The sequence below is a fragment of the Halorubrum sp. SD626R genome (genome assembly GCF_001261915.1).
Taxonomy (GTDB): Archaea; Halobacteriota; Halobacteria; order Halobacteriales; family Haloferacaceae; genus Halorubrum.
Window position 1 is genome coordinate 23,213 of the sequence record NZ_CVRT01000030.1, and the last position, 22,985, is coordinate 46,197.

General features: G+C 54.3%; 16 protein-coding genes and 3 pseudogenes. 9 read left to right on the top strand and 10 right to left on the bottom strand.

Going from position 1 to position 22,985, the window contains the following annotated elements:
* Positions 1-112: 112 nt before the first annotated feature.
* Together SD626R_RS16225 and SD626R_RS01935 are read left to right on the top strand one after the other, a co-directional pair.
* The gene (locus tag SD626R_RS16225) at positions 113-1,342 is read left to right on the top strand and encodes a tyrosine-type recombinase/integrase (RefSeq protein WP_137782571.1); all 1,230 of its coding nucleotides are present in this window, start codon (positions 113-115) and stop codon (positions 1,340-1,342) included.
* Positions 1,343-1,459: 117 nt separating this feature from the next.
* Positions 1,460-1,975 carry a DUF7342 family protein gene (locus tag SD626R_RS01935; protein ID WP_092562756.1) on the top strand — a complete coding sequence of 172 codons (516 nt, stop codon included), beginning with the start codon at positions 1,460-1,462 and terminating at the stop codon, positions 1,973-1,975.
* A 54-nt stretch (positions 1,976-2,029) separates the two neighbouring features.
* Here SD626R_RS01935 and SD626R_RS01940 read toward each other — a convergent pair whose 3' ends face one another.
* Together SD626R_RS01940 and SD626R_RS01945 are read right to left on the bottom strand one after the other, a co-directional pair.
* Positions 2,030-2,461, bottom strand: coding sequence for a DUF7970 domain-containing protein (locus SD626R_RS01940; protein WP_092562759.1), 432 nt, complete (start codon positions 2,459-2,461; stop codon positions 2,030-2,032).
* Entirely contained in the window at positions 2,461-3,342 is an 882-nt protein-coding gene (locus SD626R_RS01945; RefSeq protein WP_092562762.1) for a ParA family protein, read from the bottom strand. The genes SD626R_RS01940 and SD626R_RS01945 overlap by 1 nt, the downstream gene beginning before the upstream one ends.
* Before the next feature lie 253 nt (positions 3,343-3,595).
* Between SD626R_RS01945 and SD626R_RS01950 the strand changes: the two genes are divergently transcribed.
* From SD626R_RS01950 to SD626R_RS16230, 3 genes are all read left to right on the top strand, one after another.
* Positions 3,596-4,372 carry an ABC transporter ATP-binding protein gene (locus SD626R_RS01950; protein WP_092562765.1) on the top strand — a complete coding sequence of 259 codons (777 nt, stop codon included), beginning with the start codon at positions 3,596-3,598 and terminating at the stop codon, positions 4,370-4,372.
* The gene (locus SD626R_RS01955; RefSeq protein ID WP_092562768.1) at positions 4,369-5,979 is read left to right on the top strand and encodes a hypothetical protein; all 1,611 of its coding nucleotides are present in this window, start codon (positions 4,369-4,371) and stop codon (positions 5,977-5,979) included. The genes SD626R_RS01950 and SD626R_RS01955 overlap by 4 nt, the downstream gene beginning before the upstream one ends.
* 671 nt (positions 5,980-6,650) lie before the next feature.
* Complete coding sequence (locus SD626R_RS16230; protein WP_137782572.1) at positions 6,651-7,469, top strand: DUF7537 family lipoprotein; 819 nt, start codon at positions 6,651-6,653, stop codon at positions 7,467-7,469.
* Positions 7,470-7,696: 227 nt separating this feature from the next.
* Here SD626R_RS16230 and SD626R_RS01965 read toward each other — a convergent pair whose 3' ends face one another.
* The 3 genes and pseudogenes from SD626R_RS01965 to SD626R_RS01975 all read right to left on the bottom strand — a co-directional run bounded on the left by SD626R_RS01965 (position 7,697) and on the right by SD626R_RS01975 (position 12,582).
* Positions 7,697-8,281, bottom strand: a complete 585-nt coding sequence (locus SD626R_RS01965; protein WP_092562774.1) for a type IV pilin domain-containing protein — start codon at positions 8,279-8,281, stop codon at positions 7,697-7,699.
* A gap of 2,581 nt (positions 8,282-10,862) precedes the next feature.
* Complete coding sequence (locus SD626R_RS01970; RefSeq protein ID WP_092562776.1) at positions 10,863-11,159, bottom strand: DUF3006 family protein; 297 nt, start codon at positions 11,157-11,159, stop codon at positions 10,863-10,865.
* A pseudogene (locus SD626R_RS01975) lies at positions 11,159-12,582 on the bottom strand (lamin tail domain-containing protein). The gene SD626R_RS01970 and the pseudogene SD626R_RS01975 overlap by 1 nt, the downstream one beginning before the upstream one ends.
* A 325-nt stretch (positions 12,583-12,907) precedes the next feature.
* Between SD626R_RS01975 and SD626R_RS01980 the strand changes: the two are divergent.
* The gene (locus tag SD626R_RS01980) at positions 12,908-13,708 is read left to right on the top strand and encodes a DUF6498-containing protein (RefSeq protein WP_176697247.1); all 801 of its coding nucleotides are present in this window, start codon (positions 12,908-12,910) and stop codon (positions 13,706-13,708) included.
* Positions 13,709-13,895: 187 nt separating this feature from the next.
* Positions 13,896-14,333: a hypothetical protein gene (locus SD626R_RS16235; protein ID WP_137782573.1), complete on the top strand. Its 438-nt coding sequence runs from the start codon at positions 13,896-13,898 to the stop codon at positions 14,331-14,333.
* A gap of 151 nt (positions 14,334-14,484) precedes the next feature.
* Here the strand turns inward: SD626R_RS16235 and SD626R_RS16240 are convergent, their stop codons facing one another.
* Together SD626R_RS16240 and SD626R_RS01985 are read right to left on the bottom strand one after the other, a co-directional pair.
* On the bottom strand, positions 14,485-15,174 hold the full coding sequence (locus SD626R_RS16240; RefSeq protein ID WP_176697248.1) for a hypothetical protein: 690 nt from the start codon (positions 15,172-15,174) through the stop codon (positions 14,485-14,487).
* 128 nt (positions 15,175-15,302) lie between these two features.
* The gene (locus SD626R_RS01985) at positions 15,303-16,316 is read right to left on the bottom strand and encodes a DUF7544 domain-containing protein (RefSeq protein WP_092562779.1); all 1,014 of its coding nucleotides are present in this window, start codon (positions 16,314-16,316) and stop codon (positions 15,303-15,305) included.
* 414 nt (positions 16,317-16,730) lie between these two features.
* Here SD626R_RS01985 and SD626R_RS01990 point away from each other — a divergent pair, with 414 nt between their 5' ends.
* Entirely contained in the window at positions 16,731-19,643 is a 2,913-nt protein-coding gene (locus tag SD626R_RS01990; protein ID WP_092562782.1) for a PAS domain S-box protein, read from the top strand.
* A gap of 444 nt (positions 19,644-20,087) precedes the next feature.
* Here the strand turns inward: SD626R_RS01990 and SD626R_RS16245 are convergent, their stop codons facing one another.
* Positions 20,088-20,648 carry a hypothetical protein gene (locus SD626R_RS16245; protein WP_137782575.1) on the bottom strand — a complete coding sequence of 187 codons (561 nt, stop codon included), beginning with the start codon at positions 20,646-20,648 and terminating at the stop codon, positions 20,088-20,090.
* A 673-nt stretch (positions 20,649-21,321) separates the two neighbouring features.
* Here SD626R_RS16245 and SD626R_RS16250 point away from each other — a divergent pair.
* Positions 21,322-22,041 carry a DUF6498-containing protein gene (locus SD626R_RS16250; RefSeq protein WP_137782576.1) on the top strand — a complete coding sequence of 240 codons (720 nt, stop codon included), beginning with the start codon at positions 21,322-21,324 and terminating at the stop codon, positions 22,039-22,041.
* A 472-nt stretch (positions 22,042-22,513) separates the two neighbouring features.
* Here SD626R_RS16250 and SD626R_RS02000 read toward each other — a convergent pair.
* Positions 22,514-22,709: pseudogene (locus SD626R_RS02000) on the bottom strand (zinc ribbon domain-containing protein); the annotation flags it as partial.
* Between the two features lie 26 nt (positions 22,710-22,735).
* Positions 22,736-22,984: pseudogene (locus tag SD626R_RS02005) on the bottom strand (type II toxin-antitoxin system HicA family toxin).
* Position 22,985: the final 1 nt, after the last annotated feature.

A 22,985-nucleotide genomic window follows, 5' to 3' on the forward strand; every position in this document is an offset into this window, starting at 1 on the left:
GGCAATACAAGATTTGAGAAAGCTGATTCTCTATTTGTCGATTCTACTTTGCATTAGTCGAGTAGTCACAAGTAGATTTTTGAGGGTCGCCGCTGTCGATGAAGCTGAATCGATGGAACCGCCGACTGACAGCCCTCAACCCGGGGAAACGACCGGTGAGACCCCACTCGACGAGCCACTGCCTGATTTTCTCGATGCCAAGGCGAAGACGATTGAAGAAACAGAGTCCAACGGCAACGCGACCCAGCGATCGGGCAACTACGTTCAAGCGCTCGCACGCATCATACCGGACTGGGTCGAGTGGATGGACCGTCGGGGGGTGGCCACCCTCGAAGAACTCGATAGTCGCCATCTCGCCCGGTACGCTGGCCATCTCGCCCGGCGCGTGAACGCCCGACAGGCGAACGGTGACACCGACGGAATCACAGCCGCCACTGCGTGGAATTACTACTCGCTCGTCTCTGCGTACCTCCGGTATTGCCAGCAATGGGAGTATATCACAGAGAATCCGGCAGACACCGACCGAGCGAAAGACGAAATGCCAGACCGGCCTACGACGGATTCCGGACAACAACAGTTTTGGTCGCAACAGCAGCGTGAGAGAATTGTCTCATACGTCGACGAGCGAGCCCAGGAGGCTATTGATGCAGATCCTCGGAGTCGGGAGGCACTCACTGCTGCTCGCGACCGAGCACTCGTCTCCGTTATCGGGTTCTCAGGCGTCCGTGGAGCTGAGGTTCTCGCTGCTAGTCGAGATGACCGGCGGACGGGGATTACATGGGCCGATGTCGACACTGATCAGGAGGTTCTGACGGTACTTGGAAAGAGCCAACAGATCGAGAAGGCACCGCTAACGGACCGTCCTGTGGGGGCTCTCAACCGCTGGCAGACGCTCTTAGATCCGCCTACCAAAGCGTGGCCGGTCTTCCCTTCATTCCATCTCGCATCACTGCGAGACGCCGCACGAAGTCAGCTTGAGGATCATGGCGTCGATTCTGCAACCCTCGATTCCATTACCAGTCTCGGGACAGCTGATCTCGTCGATACCTTCCGGGACCGAGAACTTACACCACCGGCGCTAACCACTGAGGGCGGCCGGTACACGCTCAAGAAACTCTCTAAAGAAGCTGCTGTGGATTGTTCAGCCGATTCGAAGGCCTATCTTACTCTCCATGGTGCTCGCCGAGGTGTTGGGGAGGCATACTACGATGAAGCTGGATTCAGTGACGCTCAGCGAGTCCTTCGACACGAGGATCCGTCGACGACATCAAAGATGTACGCTCACAAGGAGGCGAGTGAACTGTCTGATGTAGGTAGTGACATTTTCTCACCAGAAGACTAGCCGCCGAACTTGCTGTCCCGCAATCCCTGAGGCCCCGAATAAACCCATTACTGCGATATCCTATCGATAGCACCGTGGGACACTAGTTTTAGTTGGATACATCGACGATAAACCGCTATGATGGGCTCCGATCCTGATATCGAAACTTGGATTGAGCATACGAGCCCCTTCGAGAGAGTCTGGTCGGTCATCCAACCCGCTTCTGAGCCTCGATCAGCGAACTGGGTCGCATCCGAAGCTGTTGTCGCAGAAGAGACTGCCCAAACACACCTTGACCAACTTGTAGAGGTCGGCGTTTTGGTCGCGGACACAGATACGGATCCGATAACGTACACAACCGATCCGATATACCAACGGTTCCAAACGATTCGTGAGCTCTTGGCTGAACACGACCGAGACGGTCTTGAACAGCTCAAAGCGGACCTTCAGGCCCAAATTTCGGCGTGGCAAGCTCAATATGGGGTTAACTCACCAGCGGCCCTCCGTGAGCAGGCCACTACTGAACCTGATTCTGAAAAAACGTCCTCACTTCGCCGTACTGCGGCCGACTGGGAACTCGTTGAATACCGGGTGACTGTTGTCGACCAGGTTCTCAGAAACTACGATACGTACCGCTCTGCTGTTTCGCCGTAACTCACTGTCATGAGCTCTGTCCGAATCGCATTAATCGATTGTTGGTACTCCCTTCTAGTCGAGAGCGTATCCCCACTCCTTGAGGACATCCACGACATCGTCTGTATGTTGAAGCCCGACTAATAACGCTGCTTCACGGAGATCTGCTTTTCGAACACTTTCCCCGAGGCGACTCTCGATTAGTGACTTCTGTGTCCGCTGGACGTCCATTGTCTCTTCTTGGAGGTGCAGTTGGACTGTCTGTTCGCGCCCGTCAGTGATACTGTTTCGCCGGAGAATCCATGGGATATCCCCCGCTGAAGTGTTGCTGACACCCTCCTCAACGGTGGTTTCCGTTCCGGTTTCGATTTCTACCTTGCTGGACTGATTCTCCTCTATGCCGCTGTCCTCGCCAGCTGACGACTCTGTGTCGAACGCTGACTCGCTGTCGTCTGTTTCCTCTTCGTCGTCCCACCCGTTGACAGTGCCCTCTTTGAATCCCCCCATCAGATAGTCACCTCCTCAGGGTCGTCTAAGGCGCCTGGTTCAGGCGGAGACGGGGCGGTAATTCCGCCTTGCGTCTCAAGGAACCGAGCAATTCGGTCGAACTTGGCTAGCGTCTCAACCTCGTAGTCACGACGCCGACTCCGGTGCGTTCGGACGAACTCGAAGGCACTGCACTGATGTCGCCAACAGCCTTCCATCATTGATGTCCGGTCGCCGATTACCTCGGGTACCTCGAAGGGTACCTCCTCAACGATCTCATTCTGGTCTTTCGTCCCCTTGAACTCGATTGGGACCGCTCCAAGGACGCCGACGTCGATATTCAACTCGCCTGCGAAGTTCGTTGCCAGCTCCTCTAAGCCCTCCACAGACGCTTCACCCTTCGCAGATGGCTCAAACGGAATGAGGAGGTTCCGCGTCGCGTAAATCGCGTTATATAGGTGATCTGACTCCGTCGCCGGTGGATCACAGATGAGGACATCGTACCGGTCGGGGATATCATTTTCAGCGAGGACTCGACGGAGTTGCGCGTAGATGTTGTACGCATCGCCGAAGTCCTCTGCACGACTCTTTTCGCGGGCGAGGTGGTCTGAGAGGTCTGAAAGCGTGTTATGTTCTGGAATGATATCGATACCCTCTCCGGTGCGAATCAGATCGTCGAAATTCCCACCCGGGTTATCGACGAGGTGTCGAACAAGGCTGTCCGCGGACGAATCACTCCGTGCGTCGTCGACGTCGAATAGTCGACTCAGATTACCATCTTGTGGGTCGAGCGGGATCACCAGGACATCTAGTCCAGCCCGAGCGTGTGCACAGGCAATGTTCGCTGTCAACGACGTCTTGCCAACGCCGCCAGCCTCGCTGTAGACCGTATACGAGAGCATACCGTATGATTAGAGACTGTTCACATAAACGTATGTCAGACACACATCTATGAAAGACACAAAAGTTAGTTTGACAAGACAGGCTTGTAACTTAGATGTCTGAGTCAGATATCTAAGATACAAATCTAAGACGCAAATCCAAGACATTACGCCGACGGCACTACCCATTCGTGGCATCATCTGCGGGATGTACGACCGGGAAATGATTCCGAAACGCATAGACGACCGGTCCGAGTATTGACATTCGTTGCGTATGCCCTCCACCGATGACGAACCCGCCATTCTGGCGACCGAACTCCGGAAAAGCTACGGGTCGGAAGTTGCTCTCGACAGCCTCACGCTAGACATCCCGCATGGAACCGTCTACGGCTTTCTCGGCCCGAACGGCGCAGGGAAGACGACGACGATGCGGCTCCTTACCGGTCTCAGTGATCCAGACAGCGGATCGGTACGCGTCTGTGGCGTCGATGCGAGCGACCGGCGTACGATCGCCGGTCGAGTCGGTTATCTCCCCGAGACGCCGCCGCTGTACGATGAGTTCAGCGCCCGCGAGCAGCTCGAATACGTCGCCGACCTTCGCGACATTTCGCGATCCGTTGCTCGCGAACGCATTGACGAGTACATCGATCAGTTCGGGTTAGCCGGTGACGCAGATCGGCGGATCGACGGGTACTCGAAGGGAATGAAACAGAAGACTGCGTTCATCCAGAGCGTTCTACACGACCCTGACGTCCTGTATTTAGACGAACCGACATCGGGACTTGACCCCCGAGCGGCGCGCGCCATCCGGGAATCAATCACCGCGTTCGCCGATGGAGGGACCACTGTGTTTCTCTCAACACACATTCTTCCGGTGGTCGAAGCTGTCGCCGACGAGGTCGGGGTGTTGTTCGACGGTCGGCTCGTCGCCGAGGGAACGCCCGCTGAAGTACAGGCCCGTGCGGAGACTGGTAAGAGTGGATCCCTCGAAGATGCGTTCCTCGCTGTCACGAGCGAACCCGAAACGGACGCGGCCTCTCGGAGAGAATGACTCTCCGACAAGATGTCCGCTACGGACTCCGAATCGGTCGGGCGGAGTTCGTCCGAAGCCTCCGGGGGTACCTCGGAAACCCGCGTCGCGTCCTCGGACTCCTGATCACGGCGCTGTTTTTTGGCGGCGCGCTCCTATTCGCGCTACCGACGGCATATGTGCTCGGTCAAACCGCGCGTTCCGTAACAGCGGTCCCGTTCTTCGCGCCCCTTGCGACGCTCCTTCCCCTCGGTCTCCTGTCGATATCCGTGTTCCGGACTCTCGAACGAATCGGACACATCGATGGTGCGGATTTCGTCCTACTGACGGTTCACCCGCGAGCAGTCGTTATCGGGCTCATCACAGCGGAGATAGGACGGCTCTTTCTGTGGTTTGGGCTCCCGGTCGGAGCAGTGGTCGTCACGTTCGCACTCGGAATGGGCTCGCCATTGCTTGTCGTTTCGGGCGGGGCGGTCGCGCTGCCGCTCGTCTGCTGTGCCGCCGTCTGGGGGTACGCCGGTGGGATCGCCGTGTTACGACTCCTGCGGCAACTCCCCAGTCTCCGCCGTCTCCTGAAGGCGGTTGGTATCCTCGCGATGGTCGGATTCGTCGTCGCATCGCAGTTCGCTGGGCAGTTCATCGTCGAATCTGACCTCTCAGCGCAGCGGCTGTTCTCGGCGGTGGCGTTCGATCCACTCGTCGAATACATTGCCCTCGCGTTCGTCGGAACGCCGCTCTCCAGATCGATCTCCCCGGCAGCGGTGGCGGTGCTCGCGGCGTTCATCGCGCTCACGCCGGTCGGCCTTGCGGTCTCGACTAGGCAGGCTTCCACGCTCTGGTTCACCGATCCGGTTGACAACAATGCGTCGACGCAGGTACGGCAGTCGAGCGGCGGTTTCTCTGCCCCACAACCGTTCGTATGGACCAAAGCTGGGCGTATCGCGTGGGGGATCCTCGTGCGCGGTCGCCGTAATCCGGCGGAATTGAGTCACCTCCTGATCGCCGTCTTCTTTATCGCACCGTTCGGGACCATGCTGGTCGAGTTCTCGGCCGACGCCCTTGGACCGATCATGGCTGGGGTCGGTGTCGTCCTTGCGACATACCTCTCGGGTGCCACCTTTGGGTTGAACCCGCTCGGTGACGAGCGGCCGCAACTACCACTTTTACTTCTTACCAAGACACCATCCTCGGCTCTCGTCCGTGGACGGCTCCTCGCCGGCGTTGCCATCGGAGTGCCGGTCGTCGGTCTTGGCTCGCTCGTTTCGATCCGTTTTGGGGTGACGGTGCTTCAGGCGGCAGCGACCGCCGCTGTCGGCGCCACGATGTGTCTCGCTGCGGCGATGTTTGCGGTCGGCATTGGCTCCGCGTATCCGATCTACGAGGAGCGCGAGTTCTGGGGGACCGAAACAGTCGTCCCGTCGACGCTCGTCATGATGGTGTACCTGTTCGTCGTGGGTGCTGGAACGATTCTCGGGCTGTTCGTAACCTGGTTCGCGGTTACAGGAAACGTCGTGTTGACGCCCATATTCGGCGTGTTCTTCGGTACATATCTGCTATTGACCATCGGAGTTTCGTATGGTTCCTACCGCTATGCGCTCCGACGCCACCGACGCTACACACTGGCGTGACCACGCAGTTTCGTATGTCTTGAACAGAGCCAGTACTGGTTGTCAATGAGTCATAGAAGGAAAACAACTCGGAGCACGAATTCCCATTGACGAAATTACCAAGTTATCTACCGGCAGTGTTGGACTGTCATCAGTACGTCTCTGTCTTGGTATGATTTTCTGGCTCTGTTGAAACTATCGACAGATGATATATTCTGCTCCGGTTGTGGTCTATACAGCAGTTGCTTTTTGCAGGTACCGGATTGACCTACCGGTGACTTGTCAGTAGCGGCGTGCAAGATACAGAGGATGAGCCTTGTTTAGACGCGGTGTAGATTGGGCGGAACAGTTGCTATCTGAAGAACGGAATGATACAGAGAGTCTCTCAGAGACTGATCCTGTTCAGTCAACACAGACACCAATATACGTTATCGAGAGCATCTAAAAAAGGCACAGAGGCTTTATTCAGTAGCACGGTATCAACAAGATACTAAAACACTGATAGGGAATCTTGTCTCATAAAACCAGCATGCAGGTTATGACAACCAATTTACTGGCGCACTTCCAAGTCACCTGACAGGCCGAAACACGACCATGCGCACTCCGATCGAAACGACCCAGTACTACGGTAACGCTCACGAGACCAGTTCCTCAGAAAGGATTCCAGACCGATTCCACGCTAATTGGTAAACATGCGTCGCGTACTCTCCGTCCTCGTGTTGATCGTTTTCGCTGGTTGTCTCAGTGGGGTTGGTCCTACGTCTACTGCTGGTCCCCCCGATACCGACTGGGCTTCTGGTGACAGTATCAACACGACCGCACTCACAGAACAGCACTTCCAGACCCTCCGTGAGGCCGGTAGCTTCACCACAAATCACAGCGAGACCGTCCATGTTGACGGCGAAGCCCACCCGGTAGGGCCACGACCAGAGGGGTATTACCCACCGACGTTCACTCGCAAGCAGGTCGATCTCGATAAAGGGCGTTACCTCGACACGTACGTCACGGAAGGACACCGGCAGAGCAATCATTTCATTACGCCCGACCTGACCGCCACGCGACGCAAGCAGTGCCCAGACTGTGACTACGAATATTCGTCCCAACAACGCCCAGACGTGGATACGCGGTCAGAGCGTATCGACCGCTTCAGGGCCGCGGAGACGGTGACACAACTCGCTCGATTCCTTCGCGGTGGGACCGTCGAATTCAATTATTCGCATGTTGAGACGGTTGAGCGCGGCGGCGAAACGCTGTACCGGTATCGAGCCAAGCAGAGCCTTGAGACTGCGCCCCCACCGTTCTCTGCGCCCCCAAACGGAACAGCCACGATGCTGGTGAGTAGGGATGGTGTTATACGACGGTTCGAACTCCAGTACGCCGGCCCTGCTACGGTAGCGCTTGACGGCGAGGAACAGACGGTCAACGTCACTCACACATTTATTCGGACGTACACAGATGTCGGCGAGACGACCATCGAACGCCCGTCATGGGTTGACCGCGCCACGAACTAAGGCTCCTTGAACAATACCGGAACAGATGATCAATGACTGGTTTCGCGACTCTGTTTTTTGTCTACTTTTCTTCTGTGTAAGATACGCGCCCTGCATCTTGTAACGTGAACAGTACATTATCTCGAACTGGTAGGATTCTCTGCGGTCAACTCGCAGCTCTCATCGACCGGCTGTTTCAGTCGAAAATATGATTGAAGAAGCGGATCTCAACAGAGCCGATTTCTCAACTACGGGCTAAACACGTTCTCAAACAGTATCGCGTTTGATTTTGTATGGATGATAATAACTTTGAGTTTATCCGCATCTGGGCCTGTTCTCTCAGGCAAACTGCGGAAGTCGGCTCCACCTACATTTATTTCGAATTGAATTGTCTCTCCGACATTCCATATATTGTTGTCAGCTGGGTAGTCCTCTATTATGACTTGGTTTGGATCTGCGGGACCCGCGTCTCCATACCCTTTGCTAATCAATCCATTGTCCTCTTGGAGGTTCTCTTCATCAATATCACTATTCTGAGCAGGTAAATTGATTAGACGCTCGTTGCTATCTACACCCGGACCAGACGCTTTGACGATTATCTCTATATTTTCAACCTTCACGCTATCTCCCGCAAGATGAGTTACTCGAACTTCTTGATCGTCCGCTCCTGGAACAAAATCACCACTCGTTTGACCAACAATCGGTGCGGGTTCGTTCAGGTCTTCTGTGATGGGAAGAGCGGCAGCAGAAACAGCTATCCCCAGAATAACGACGATTGCGACCATCAAAATAGTTGAAATGACAGAAGATACTGCACGATCCAGCTGAGTCATGCGCATGGGTACATCCTATCAACAAAATAAGTTCCCGATTCGCTCCTGGGTACGTTTGTCGTCTCTCGCACGAATATCAACACAGTATTTCCATTAGCATCGACAATGACTGGCTTTACTGTTCGAAACGCGGAAGCAACGATGGATACTCCTGCGACTGAATTACTCTGTGAGACGCGGGAAGCAGATCAGTACCAGCTGGAATAATTTCGGTTGTCCCTGCCTCGTTCTTGTGTCGGGATCGCTCGGGTGCAATTATGGACTGGTAATCTATTCTGAGAAAAATTCCAGCACTGCGACGCGATAGGCGACGGTCAACGGGGCGCGACTCACCTCGGTTCCACATCGATCGCGTCACTCCACACTCCACATGACTCACACTCGACACTCCACGATTACGACTGTCTCATTGAGGGGTCAAGCTCACGACGCGGGTGACGATCCACGCTCGCGACGACGACGATCGACGGTGCGGGGAGAGCGCGGCACACGCGCTGTCGACGAGACGCGAGTTCGGCTGCGGCGGTCCACGCGGCGACGTGTTGTCGCGGTAAGCACGCCTTGGTCGACGGTCGTCTCTCGCGCTCGTGGAGCGGTGCTGTTGGCGGTCGCGAAGCGGTCACAACGAGTGCTCGCTGCGGTGCTGTCTGCGGTCGTGTCTCTGTGTCGATCGTCGTTGTGAGAACACGGTGTTAGGCGCACACCCCACGTAGGCATTATTGCTGATTACTACTAATTGTATAGAACTTGGGTGTAGCGCGGTGGATCGGCGTCGACGTGCGTGGGTGTCGCGGCGGTCGCGACGCGTCGTGCTGTGCGTCTGTTCGCGTCGGTCGGTCAGTGCGACTCGTACTCGTCGCGCGGGCATCGTCTGCGTCGTCGACGGCGACGATCCACGCTGGCAACGACGACGATCGACGGCGGGTATAGAGCGTGAGATTCAGCGGTCAACGTGTGGTGCGAACGCGACGCGATCGACGATCGTCTCTCGCGAACACGACGCGGACATTCTGCGGTCGACGCGATCTGCTCGCGGTGCTGGTGCGGTCGTGATCGACAGCGTCGAACTCGTGGTTCGAGTCGGTGTTGAGGCGCACCCCACGTGCGGATCGTTGCTGTAACGAAACGAGTGCAACGAAGTGGGGTCAACGAGATGGCGCACGGTCAACGTGCGTCGTCGAGTCGCGTTGAAGTCACGGCTGATCGTCGTCGTGGGCGGTCACGCGAGAGCGCGAGCTCGCACTCGATGTGTGGTCATCGTCTGCGTCGTCGACGGCGACGATCGACGCGACGCGTCTGGGGTTCGAGTCTGCGCTGCGCGCTGCGTCTGTCCTCGTGATTGAGCTCGTCGATCGTCTCACTTGACGTTCGTGATCGCGGCGTCGTCGCGACGATCCAGGTGGTTTTTCTCATATTTCTGGTATACTGTGCGAGATCGGTTTCTGGTATCGACGGCGATGATTGTGTCGCTGGTTCGAGTGCGATCAGCGCACGAATTTGTATTGGGTTCCGCGTCGTCGTCTCCACGGTCCACGGTCGTCGTCGCGTTGTGGATAGAGTCTGATGGCGACACGATGGACCCCATGATCGATTTCTCGAATTGGTAAGTGGGTGGTGTCGTGTCTATTAGTGCGGTCGATGCGGGGGTGCGGTATATTGAGGGGGTGAATGGACCCTTAATTCCGAATACCATTTATTAACGTCTGTTTCAGCGGTGTAATACTGAATACTAAGTATTATACCACTAATTAAGCCCCATTTATCGGTAGGTATGGAAGAGTCCGCACTATTAAGCCCCTAGTAAGCACCTCGAAACTGAATATTGGATATTGTGGGCTACAACTAGTCCTCAATACTGAATATTAGATATTGTGGGCTAGAACTGGTCATGAATACTGAATAGCTCTTATTACGGTATTAGAATAGTAGTGTGAAAATCAATGATCATAACAAATACGATACTAGAAATTCTTATAAAATATAAAGGAATTGAAAATACACAACGGTCTTCACGGAGGACGAACTGGAGCTGGCTAACGTAGAATTTCACTTAACTGTCGAAGATATTGAGCAGAATACTAATCGTTACGACAATACGGAATCGGGTGAAGAGTAGCGAATATCAGCGTGCTTCGGGAAAACGAGTCTGACCAAATCGTAGGTTGTCTAATGGGTCTGCAATGGCGAGAACGGGCGCGGCTTCGCGTCTGATGAAATGAGGATTTTCGCGTTCATCCCCAACTGTGGAGTCGCGATAGTTCGGTCCTCAAAGCATGGAGTTGACTGACAAAGGTCGGAAAGTTGTCTCAGAAGTGGAAGCAGAGCGCGGTAGCCAGAGTGGGGGCGTTGGCTTTGTCTCTGAGCCACGGATTTACAAGCTAGAACAGGACATTTCTGACATTCACCAAGGCTTGAAAATATGTCTGAATCAATCGCGGAAATAGAGCAATCTCAGATGAGTGTGATCGACACCGACGTGGCCGATTGACTTGCTGCTGTACACACATTATTCCCTCGACACCAATTCGTCCTTAGTGTGATATTCGGGGCCGAAGGACCCGGGGCTTCATACTGATACGATTCACGAATCTGTATCGGATGGTGGTCTCTCTGAAAGCCGATTAAATCGCTCTTGAGCCGTATCGGAACGGGTTTTTGTCTGTTCAGATCTGTGCTCTACCGAAAATATATCACCATCATGTACCTCTACAGTCAGAATCGCCTCAGCGTGACGTCCGTCCGCGGGCAACTCCCCGGGATCGAGGACCGCGTTGCCCACCTCCTCACCATCCTGCTCGAAGAACACCGTTGCGAGCCCGTCTTCAATCGAATCGACAACTGCAGTGTACTCGCCGTCTGGAAGGTCAATTGTAGTCATTAGTAGGACTCCTCTAGCACTCGGTCGCCCTCGTTTGTAGTTACGATCACCGTATCGCCATCATTATTCCAGATTGGTGACCCCGATCCCCAGTACAGTTCGCTGTCAGTTGCGGTGCCACTCCCGGTATACAGCGTCACTGTCGCTCCGGGAGCCAGCATGACACCATCCGGAATCGTGTACGTGTGGTCGGCGTCGTCTGCGACCGTCCACCCTGACAGATCGAGGGTCTCAGTCCCGCTGTTCTCAAAGACAACATACTCATCGTTGAGGTTCTCACCGTCTCGTCCCTCAGCGTCTGCGTTGATCTCTGCGACCGCGAGCCCGCTGGTAGTCGAATCTGTGGTGGTATCGGATCCGGAATCCGTCTCCGCTGGCTCGCCACCGGTGTCAATCGATCCGGTTCCCTCACCACCGATCCGATCGCGTTCCGTGACGCTGCCCGCTGCGCCCGGCTCGACAGTGCTCCCATCGCGAATGCTGAGAGGTTCGGTTGGAGCCTCCTGTTGGGTTTGTACAGAAACGGCTTGGCCATCACTCACGAGTACAATATCACCGTGTGTGGCGGTCCAGTAAGTCGGGATTGAACGATCGGACAGCCGTTGGAGAACGTCCTCATGCGGATGCCCGTACTGTGAATCATACGCGCTTGAGATGACGACGGCCTGTGGCTGGACGGCATCTAAGAAGGGTCCACTAGAGGAACTGGCCGACCCGTGGCGGCCAGCTTTGAGGATCGTCGATTCGAGCTGACTCCCGTACGCCTCGATGAGGTACGCTTCTTAGTTATCCTCGGCATTCCCGGACAGGAGGAAGCTTGTCTCCCCGTGGGTGAGTTTCAGGACGATGCTGTTTTCGTTGCGAGCTTCGCTTTCGAGATACGGCTCTGGTGGGCCCAAGACATCGACGTCGACGGCACCGAAATCAATCGTGTCGCCCTCACGCGTTTCGTACAGCGTCACGTCGTGGGCCTCGATGGCGTCGAGGTACTCGGCGTAGGTTTGTGTGCTCGCTGCGATCCCGGGATCATAGACGGCGCCGATGCCGTCGGCTTCCGTCTCGTAGTACTCATGATTGCGGCGTTCCCGCCGATGTGGTCGGCGTCGTTGTGGGAGGTGACGAGATGGTCGATGCTCGTAATGTCGTGTGCTTGGAGATACTCCAGGACGTAGTCACCATCATCGTTGTAGTGGCCGGTATCGACGAGCATAGTGTCACCGTCGGGGCCGACGATGAGTGTATTCACTGACTGGCCAACGTCGATGTAATGGATCTCGATTGTTCCGTTTGCGGTGGGTGTCGACTCGGTACCGGTCTCTGGGGCGCTTGCAGACGGATCGCTGGGAACTGCGCCTGCACAGCCGGCAAGGAGGACGATACCCACGATAATGAGGAGTCGACCGCGACTCCCGACGGAGTTCATACTGGATGACTCTTCTCGAAGGGTAAAGCGCTCTGGGCGTCCATGGTTGTGAACTGGGTGTGGTCACCGCTGGTCGTTTGGTTGCTACTGAACCGAGGATGCGAGTTGTCCCTAGCAGGACTGCCGAAGCAGGTTATGGGGTAGGAATTCCAACAGTACCGAGCGAGTGCCGTTGTTGATTCTGTTGTAGCACGTTTCTTCAAACGGATGGAGGAGCTAGTCAGATGACCCATTGTCGGCTATATTAAAAACGCAGTCCAATTTCAGGCCCATCAACAGCGTCTTAGGTATTTAAAAGGTGCATTCAATAACGCGTCATAACTCAATGCGAGAATTGTTTTCTCTACAAACTCTGCCGTTGGACAGAAACCTTCTCTCTGTGTTCGTGGCGAACACCATCCCCATAGTCGGACTCCTTGTAGTTGGCACATCTGCTGTAGCGCTCTTGACATTCTATTGGCTTGAGCTCGGCGTGCTTGCTATCTGGGCGATCATCCGAGCGTTGTTTGCTGGGCACCGACCTGACCGCGAATCCGGGCTTGATGATCTTAATGGCACTCTCATCGCTGCAGTACGGGTCCTTTCCTCTGATAGCCGCTCTAAGAATGCGAATAATACGTCCTCGTCCGATGACAGCAGTGTGATGGACAAGCGACTCTTGATACCGCGTACTGATGTCGGTATCTATCTTGGTACTATTCCTGCGCTGTTGCTCATTATCCCGCTGCTCACTGTCGTGTGGATTGGATTTGGCGGACTCGTTGTTGGCCCGGTTATCGCAGCATCTGATCCGGCTCCCACCCCAGCGTGGGTTCTCACCGGCGCCGGTGTCGTTTTTTTGAGTGAGGGTAGTCGAACAATTTCAGAGTATTTCTATGATGGCAAGTATCGTGAGACCTCCGCTTGGATGGCTGTCAAGGGAGTCTTCTGGCAGGGATTCGCGTTAGCTAGCGCTGGATTACTCATTGTGGTGCTCGCATATGAGTCCACAGAGGGAAACACTGGCAGCGTTGAAAGTACAGCTCGTGGGCCCCTCATCTTCACTGCAATTGCTTGTAAACTCCTGATTGATCTCACGAGCTACTACGTTAACAGCCGTGACAAACCACTTCGAGAGCTACTCTGACTGAGTGTCCAACGTTGTCACGATTTTGTGGCTTGATTGGATCAGTGCACACCTGATGCGGCTTTATCGAGTATCAGGACCCAATTCAACTACCCCAATACTGCACTGCGTGCGCTCACAACGGCTCTGTTTCAGAAATTGAAATGACTAATCAGAATCAACATATGATAGGTCAATACCTATCTCAATGACAGCAGAATCAGTCAGCAGATGGTGGTATGGAATTGCTATTACCATCCTCTTTGGAGTATTACTGTATGCATTTGCGTTTGTTTTCATTCTACTTGGGCCATCTGAACCAGCAAACTCAGATGCAGAATTGGTTATCAAAGTGCTCTCGCTCGCAGCGACAGCTGCTGCCGGATTATTGCTCTATGTGATGACCGCCCTCTACATCATTTCATTTATTATTGATTGGTGGTGCGTCTTTAGGACCGACTTGACGGAGTACAAACCAACTCGATGGTATCTCCTCATCCCGCTCGCTGCCCTCAGCAATTTCATCGTGCCTGTCATTGCAACGCCGGTGCTCGTCGCTGGCGGCCTGTATTATCTCTGGCAACGATCTCGTATGATTGGACGTCCTGATCTTCACAACTATTCTCAGACACCAGTGTGGGTATAGACGGTGCAGTTAGTCGAGCTTTTGAGCCGAGTAGTTATTGGATAGACTCTCTGTATCAGTCACGCAGCTTCTGACAGCAATAGATTACATTCGAAAGGCGCTGCTGAATACAGCGCGCACTCATCAGATCCCTCTCTCAGCATTGCTTCGCTTATACTATGTCAGAGATAGCGGTGGTGAGAACAAGTATTGCGAAAATGTTGAAGAGTAATCCCACTATCAACAGAAAAATTCCCCGAGCAGCTTTCTTCAACGCGGTTTTTCCCGGGTCGTCATTCATCACTGCCAAGTAATCTTCTTCGGATGTCATGACTGCATCCGCATCTGTGGTTGCTTCCTCTAGCACTGGATCTGCTTTTCCAATGACAGTGATTTTCTCGCCAATGCTGATTGTTCCCTCATTTAACTCGATAGGCACTGTGAGTTCGCCTACGTCCGATGTATATGCTGATGGTTCCAAATCAAGCCGTTCATCAGCAGTTTGTTCCATAATTTCTCGTTTACTGGTGAGTCTATTCGCTGTCATATTAAGCGACAAACTACCTTCGTCAGGATTAACAAGAATATCCGCAGTTCCATCAGAGATGATGAACGAATTATAAGTAATGTTAGAGTCAATAGAGCTGCGACCGGTATCCTGTACTATTTTACTGATGTTATACTCATAAGCTACACATTGTTTATTTCGTAATGGCGAGAGAAGAGCGCCATTTGATTGGGTTGGACGAACACGGCCTCGGATCTGACTTAATTCATTAGTTGCGAGAGCCTCAGCGACTGACATTGAATCTGTTGTTAACACCTCCCACCAATCTTTCAGAGATTTGACCCCACTAGTCATCGCAGTCAATCCTATCCATGCAATTGCAATACTAAGCAACAGTCTAGACAGAAATCCATCAACAGTCAACACAATCCCTCCTAAACAGCATTATTCACGACCAGCCATGTCTTGAATCATCACCATTCTCACTTCTCATCCTCGTTACTCTCGTTGTGGTCGTCGTCGGTGTGGCTTGTGACCTCCGCCACGCTGTGTGCACGGCTGTCGGAAGAGTCACTATCACTGGCGACACCGAGAAAGTCGAGGTCGGCGTTACACAACCCGAGCAGTTCAAGTGCAGCATACCAAAGGTAGCTCTTGATTGGGGCGTTAATAACGACCGTCACCACGTAGACAAACAGTAGATAGCCAAGCAGAAAGACACCGCCGACGGTGACCTGCAGCGCGGTGGTTTCTGCAACTGCTGACAGCGTCAGGACTGCGAATCCGCCAAGGATAGCAGTAAAGAAAGATGAGATCAGGAACTTGAATGAGGTGGCGATTCCACCAATTACCCACGACAAAACGACGTAGCCCGCTACTGCCAATCGATTCCCAGTGGTACTGGCCCCAAACCGCTGCCAGCCGGCGATCGGTCCTGTGTCCGTACGCTGCATGATCGGGACGACAAACGATGTCGTCAGTGTCCCAACCACGAGATACATTACGGCAGCCACGATAACGCCAGCAGCGATCAGCGTCCCAGCCGTTGGCCCAACTGTCCGAAGCTCTTCGGGGGTCGTTGCGCCGCTTGCGACTATGGACACCGTCACGATCAAGGCCGCCCCCACCAGCAGCACGAGTCGGAAGCCGAACAGTTCGGCTCCGCGCCGGAGGTTGTGGCGGGCGTACTCTCCCACTTGGAGCCGATTCGCACACAGCGACTCGATAATCACCAGATCCGCGACCGCGTTGATATACTGGATCGCAAGCAGTCCGGCGGCTGCGATCACGAGCAGTGCGGGTGCTGACACAACATCTGACGGCTCGCCGGACACACTAGCGAGCGCGGCGAAACGCCCCACCCGACTCGCAATGCTGGGGCCGAGACTGACGAATAGAATGAGCGCGGCGAATTTGAGCCAGCCGGAAACCCCGAGTGCACCGGCGTACTCTCGAGTATCGCCGACAGCGGTCTGGAAGGCGTCAACTGTCGTCATTGCCTCTCGTATCGTCGCTGTGTAGCTGTTTTTCACATTGAACTACTGATGGAGACCGTCGGTCGTCGCGGTGGCAGAAGCTCAAACACATACATTGTCGTCATCTGTATCGACTCTTTATAAACTGGGTCGCAGTGTTACGGGATCGGAAATCGGTAGACAGCCGCAGGTTGTCAGTACGCGAATACAATCTTCAGATTGGCAGCGAACGTTTATATTATCAAATCACGTCCCGTATCGACTGCTGTATTGGATAGTGATCTAATCGACTTATGACTGCAGCAAACATGATTCCCCGGCCGGCGTACTCGTTGGGGGCTGAAATATCTGGGTCATCTTTGTTCTCTATCGGCCCAAACAACCGCTAGAACGGGCGTAGCGTTATTATTCTATAGACTTCAACTTACAGAGAGAATGTCTGAGGTCTTCACGCAACGACACCCGACAATTGGCGTGGTGGGGCCTTCGTCGGTCGAAACGACGCTCCAAGACGCACAGGATTCGCTTGACGTCGCTGTTTCAATAGCGCCTGTCGAGCGTGATACTCCCGACTCAATCGAGGAGTTTGATTGTGTGATTGCCGCGGTAACGCCTGAGTCGGGCAGCGCCGATCGGACAGACACTGACGCAGCCGCGTCACTGACCGAGGCCAGCAACTGGGCGGTCCGGAACGCCACCCTCGACTCCGCCCCACCGGTGGTGTACGTCGCCCCTACGGAGGTATCGATCGCTAAAGCGCTTGAGTCCGGTGTAACCGAGTACCTCCCCTGGGAACTACTCTCGCGATCGCCGACGACAGTGCTCAAGCGGGCGGTCACCGCAACAGAGGTACAGCCACCCCCCGACTATCGGACCATCTATGACAACGTCTCTGAGCCACTCACACTTCATGACCCCCAGACGGGAGAGTTGATCCACGCGAATCAGCGGCTTTGTGAGTTACTGAAGTATGACCGAGCGGAACTCATTTCGATGCAGGTTGGCGATTACACTGCGGGTATCGACGGGTACGATCAGGCCGCTGCCATGGAGGTTATCACCTCCGCAACAGAGGGCAGAACCGTCGGTCCAATTGAATGGCCGCTCGAGACGGCTGACGGCGAACACATTTGGGTCGAAGCGACGCTGACGAAGGTCACGACAGACAATCAGGAACTGGTGTTGTCGACCGCTACGGACGTGACCGATCGTCGACGGCAGCGCCGTCAGTTCCGCGAGATATCGACTCATATCGACGAGGTCGTCTATTTGGCCCGTGCGGACCTCTCGGAGGTGCTCTTTATCAACGAGGCCTACGCGGATTTGTTCGACCAACCCGTCGATCGCGTGTATGATGACCCGATGGCCGTTCTTGACGCCGTTCATCCGGACGATCGCGAGGCGTACCGCTCGGATCTCATCTCTATGAGCGAATATATCCGCGAGGAGGAGTCGGGTCCGTACACGTTCTGTCACCGACTCCGCGTTGGCGGTGAGACACGTTGGGTTGAGGTACGCGGCTATCCGAGCCGCGGACCGGGCGGTGCCGTTGATCGAATCGTCGGAGTCATTCGGGACGTTACCGATGCGCGACGCCGTGAGCGCGAGTACGAGCAGATATTTAACGGCGTTACCACTGCGATCGCAGTCCACGACCCCGACACGGGTGAAATGGTCGATGTGAACGACAGTTACGTCGAACTGTTTGGATACGACTACGACACAATCTTTCAACAGGGAATCAACGACCTCAGTGTTCCCGAGGAAGGGTACACTGATGAGCGCGCGAGACGACTCATCACCGATGTCGGCGAAAACGAGGAAGATGAAACAGTCGAGTGGCGAATTGAAACTGCTGAGGGCGACCACCGTCTCATCGAAGCGAATCTCACAGTCGCGACTGTAGGCGGACAACGACGTGTCCTCTCGTTGATGCGCGATGTTACAGAACAGAAACGTCGTGAGCGGGAGTACGAGCAGATCTTCAATGGAGTCAACGACGCTATCGCCATCTTCGACCCGGAGACGCTCTCCTTTGTCAGTGTGAACGAGTCCTATTACGAGCTCGTAGGGTGCGACGATCTCAAGCGAATTCGCGAACTCGGTATTGAAGGGCTCAGCGCAACTGAGGATGGGTACACAGCGGAACGTGGCAGAGAACTGATTCAGACTGTCGCCCGTTCGGGTGAACCGAAGACCATTGAGTGGAAACTCGCGCCGCCGGACGAGGAGCAGTCATGGATCGAGGTTACGTTGGCGACGGCTGAGATCGGTGGTAAAAAGCGAGTCCTGTCGATCCACCGTGATATCACGGAGCGGAAGCGTCGTGAACGAGAGTTCGAACAGATCTTCAACGGCGTGACAGACATAATCGGGGTCTACGACCCGCAGACTGCGGAGCTGCTTGATGTCAACGACACAATGTGTGAGCTCCTCGGATATGACCGCGACACGATCATCGATATGGACCCGGAAGAGGTGACGGCGACGGCACTCGGATTCGATGCGGACACGATCAGAGAGGTCGTCCGCGGGGTGGCCAAATCCGGTGACCCGGCGAGGGATATCGAGTGGGCGCTGCGGACCGCCAGCGGCGAGGTCGTATGGATCGAGGTCAACGCGACGCTAACAGAAATTAGCGGCGAGCAGCGTGTGGTCACTATCGCTCGGGATGTCACTGGACGGCGTGACCGCGAAGAGCGGGTTCAAGTGTTGAACCGTGTGCTGAGACACAACGTGCGGAACGATATGGACGCGGTCTTGGGATACACGGCTGCAATTGAGAAGACGGCGGAAGACGAAGTCGTCCGAGGATACGCCGAAAGCGTTCACGACACTGCGAACAGTCTCTTGGAACTGAGCAGTAAGGCGCGTGCCGCAAGTCAGATGCTTCAGGACGACGAGAAACCGGAAAATCGCAAAGCCGGAACGGTACTGAGGTCTATCGTCGCCGACTTCCGTGAGTCTCACGACGAAGCGACGATTCAACTGGACTCCGCGGAGACTCCCGCACCGGCTGATACAGCTGTTTTTCGGTTGGTCTTGAGCGAGCTCGTCGAGAACGCCGTCGAACACGGCGGCGACTCCCCCGAAGTCGAAATTGAGACGACGCCGTCTACGGCCAATGATGAGACGGTAATCACGGTGCGCGACGACGGGCCCGGTATCCCTGACCGCGTGCTCACTCCGTTCCGAGCCGACGGTGAGTCGCCGTTCCAGCACAATCACGGAATCGGTCTCTGGCTTGTCAACTGGGGTGTTCGGCAACTCGGTGGCGGTATCGAGTTTGAGCGGCTCGAAGAGGGCGGAACCGCCGTTCACCTTTCTTTACCAAACGTACTGCGTTGACAAACGTGAACGAAGTAGCGGGCCCGGTTCCGAACGGCCCCGTTCGCCCATTACGTCCGACGCCGACAATACATAATTGATCCCCGATCTGAGGACGCGCCGATAAGTGATGTGTAGTTGACATTTTCCCCGCGCTAAAGCGCGAGGCTTTCTCCTCTATTCTCCGTAATATTGTCGCCCACGCCAACGTATGGACCACTACCGGCGAGTATCAAGTTGACTTGAAACTTGCAGATACCGTGATAGCAGGGATTTCACAGCTGAATCAGTAATTTTCGATTACTGGTACCGAAGAGAAATCGTCTCTATCTCCATTGGCTCAAGCGACGAAACTGAGCCGATTGCGCTTCGAGTCGGAGGGTCGTTCTCGGATCTCGGTCAGACAAACGAGACCATCTAATCGGGACCAAGGAGCTTCGCGAGTGTTCGTTCAAGAGCGAATCACTAGACCGTATCAACAACAAATAACGCAAAGTGCCCGGCTGCGTGTACCAACACTGTTACCGGGAGCCCGATTGCGGCTGCTACCACGGTAACTGAGAGTATTGTCGGGATATCACCCACTGAAACCGCTAGTCCGAGCATTGTGAGGAGTCCGCCGATGAACGTTCCCGCTGCGACCGTTTCTATTGTTCGGATGCCATCATATGCTAGCGTCCGCGCACTGCCGTCTCCGACGAACGGGACCCCTCGACGATCTACCTCTAAGTATGCGTAACTGAGTAGTACGACTGCCAAACCGAGTAGTAAGACAGTACAGAGGAGAACGATGGCGGTTCCGCCAGCGAGTATCGACTCTTCTCCACCGATCGCTGCTAATGACCCGAAGGCCAAAAGCGGGATGGCAAGTGCTCCTAGCGCTATTGCCACTATAGAAATCCCGGCCCAAATGTAGAGCCCGTTCCGTGAAAGCCACGTGTACGCCCGATCCGAGTAAGTGTTAGGGTGTGACGTAGCTCGGTCAACCTCAGGGCTAGGCCCGCTCGTTGAGGCGTCGTCCGTCATACCGGCTGATCGGTCGTCTCCCGTATACTTCCTGTTCCGTGTCTTAGGCAGAGAAACACGGCCAAAATCAGCCTCTGTTACGGACTTCTCCATAATATGTCAGTAGCGGCGTGCAAGATACAGAGGATGAATTCAGCACGGCAACTTCATTTCCTTCACGCTGAAGTCAGCGAATCAGATTTTCAGGTGGGGTATTGTACTGCTAACGCGGGGGTGCCAGAAGAATTTCACCGACTGAAAGAAGGACATACGGATATGAATATTTATCCCTCTATTAAGTAATCAAATGAATTGCAACATCTGTCCGGGGGACTGACAGAGATACCCGCCGATCAGCCAGCGCGCCGATTATCACTCCCGTTGAGTTAATCTGATCGTCGACCGACGAGTAGTGCTTGGAGTACCGCAAAAAAAGAAGATCACTGTGAGTTCTAACCAATAGAGCACCACCAGCACGCTGATATTCTATCTCGACACGCCGACATCGATCAGTGGAATTCCGTTCGATATGAGCACCGCACATAGCTCTCGGAGATGAGTGTCAACGCCAAGTGAGGATCCATCACTGAATCCCATCGAAGTACCCTCCTTATGCCACCTCATTGAACTGCATGAGGTCGTATTTTATTACTGCCCAGACAGCAGATCATTGATACCGAACAGATTCATTTGTATGTCACTCTGGACGCATCTTTGTGAATACCTGCCAGAACACGTCGGAAAGCCGAGCGATTATATTCCAGCCTTGGTACTGAACGCTGCACTTGTTGCTGGGACGGTCGCTTTCGGGTGGAATATTGGAGAACTTATCCTGTTGTACGTGCTTGAAATCGTTGTCATCAATATCCTATTCATCGGGACCGCCTTTTTTACCCCCCAGCCGATCCGGGAACACCTTCGGGAACCCGACGAGCAATGGGATGAGGAGCCAACGCCTTTGATTAAGCTTCCGAGGCTTCCACCGATCTATCGGCGTAATATCCGATTTGCGGCGAAGCAAATCGTGGTGACTACCACTCTTGCGGGTGGACTCTTTGTAGTCGCTCCACCTCTTGGATCGATACTCACACTATCTACCGGTACAGCAATTATCGGGGTCGGTATCTTCCAACTAAGTCGGGTGTGGCGACATTTCATCGCTGATCAGCGATATCAGAACCGAACACCAGCAGAGGCACTCAAATTTGGGTTTATTCCCCTCAGTGAACTGTACCTCATTCTGTTTTATGTCTTTATTCCGGTTACGTTCATCATTGTCAGTGTTGTAATTGCGATGGATATTGATGGTTACTCTATTCCACACTTCGTGTCATTAGCGTATCTGATCCCCATTGGTGTCATCAGAGTGTATATCCAAGGCACTGATTGGCATCCACATCTACGTGAGGAATGAATCAGCAGTTTTCACAACTCTGCGTGCGAAAGAAGCGTCGTTCACAAATATTATGATTCGCGATTGTGGAGACTGTTGAAACGTGCTACGGATCTTGACAAAAATCCACTATTACCGACTCCCAATTCTTGGTGTATGCGGGATAATAATGACTATCGTGTTCTCTAACCCAGGCAATAGTCTGGTCACTGTTGGCCCACTCAGTGTAGATATGTTCTGGGTTTCTTTGGCTGTGTGTGGAACACTAATACTGTCTGTACCCGTACTTGGTGAGTATGATCCAGAGGAATATGGATTAAAATAGCAGAAACGTAAAAAGTAGTACCCTCGTGACGCCGGTTCGGGTTCTCTGTAATTCAGAGCGGGGTTGGTACGAGACTCACGCGCTGTATTCAGCAAGTCGTTGAGGACATATCACCAGTTGAGGATTTTAACAGAGCCGAAGTACTGAATCAGTAAACTCACCCCGAGGTCAGGCCTCGGGGCTTCCTGCTTCCACGACGCGTTTTGCAGGAAGAAACGGTTCCCGTAGGGAGCGCAGTCTGCACAGGCGTTGGTTCGGAGAGTCCCGCCCCTATCTGTGAGCGACCGCGAGAAAGAATGTTCTTCACCGCGTTCAAGTCTCTATCTTCGGTGTGACCGCACGCTGGGCATGAGTGTTCTCGAATTCAGAGTGATTTTGCTGATTGGCGTATCAGCACTGCTGCTCGATCCACTGACACCACTTCTCGAAGTCCTCCGCCCCGGACTGGTCTGCAATGTTGCGCAACGTGCCAATTCAGATCCGGTCGTGTTGCGGTACAGAGACGACGCGGACATCATCGTCGTTTGTCGGGTGCTCGTACCGGAGCTTGACGTGGCTACCAGTTCGGTCAACAATGACGAAGCGGTTTTTCGTGAGTGCCTTGACGATGTCGCGCCCAGAGAAATCGCGTGACGCCATC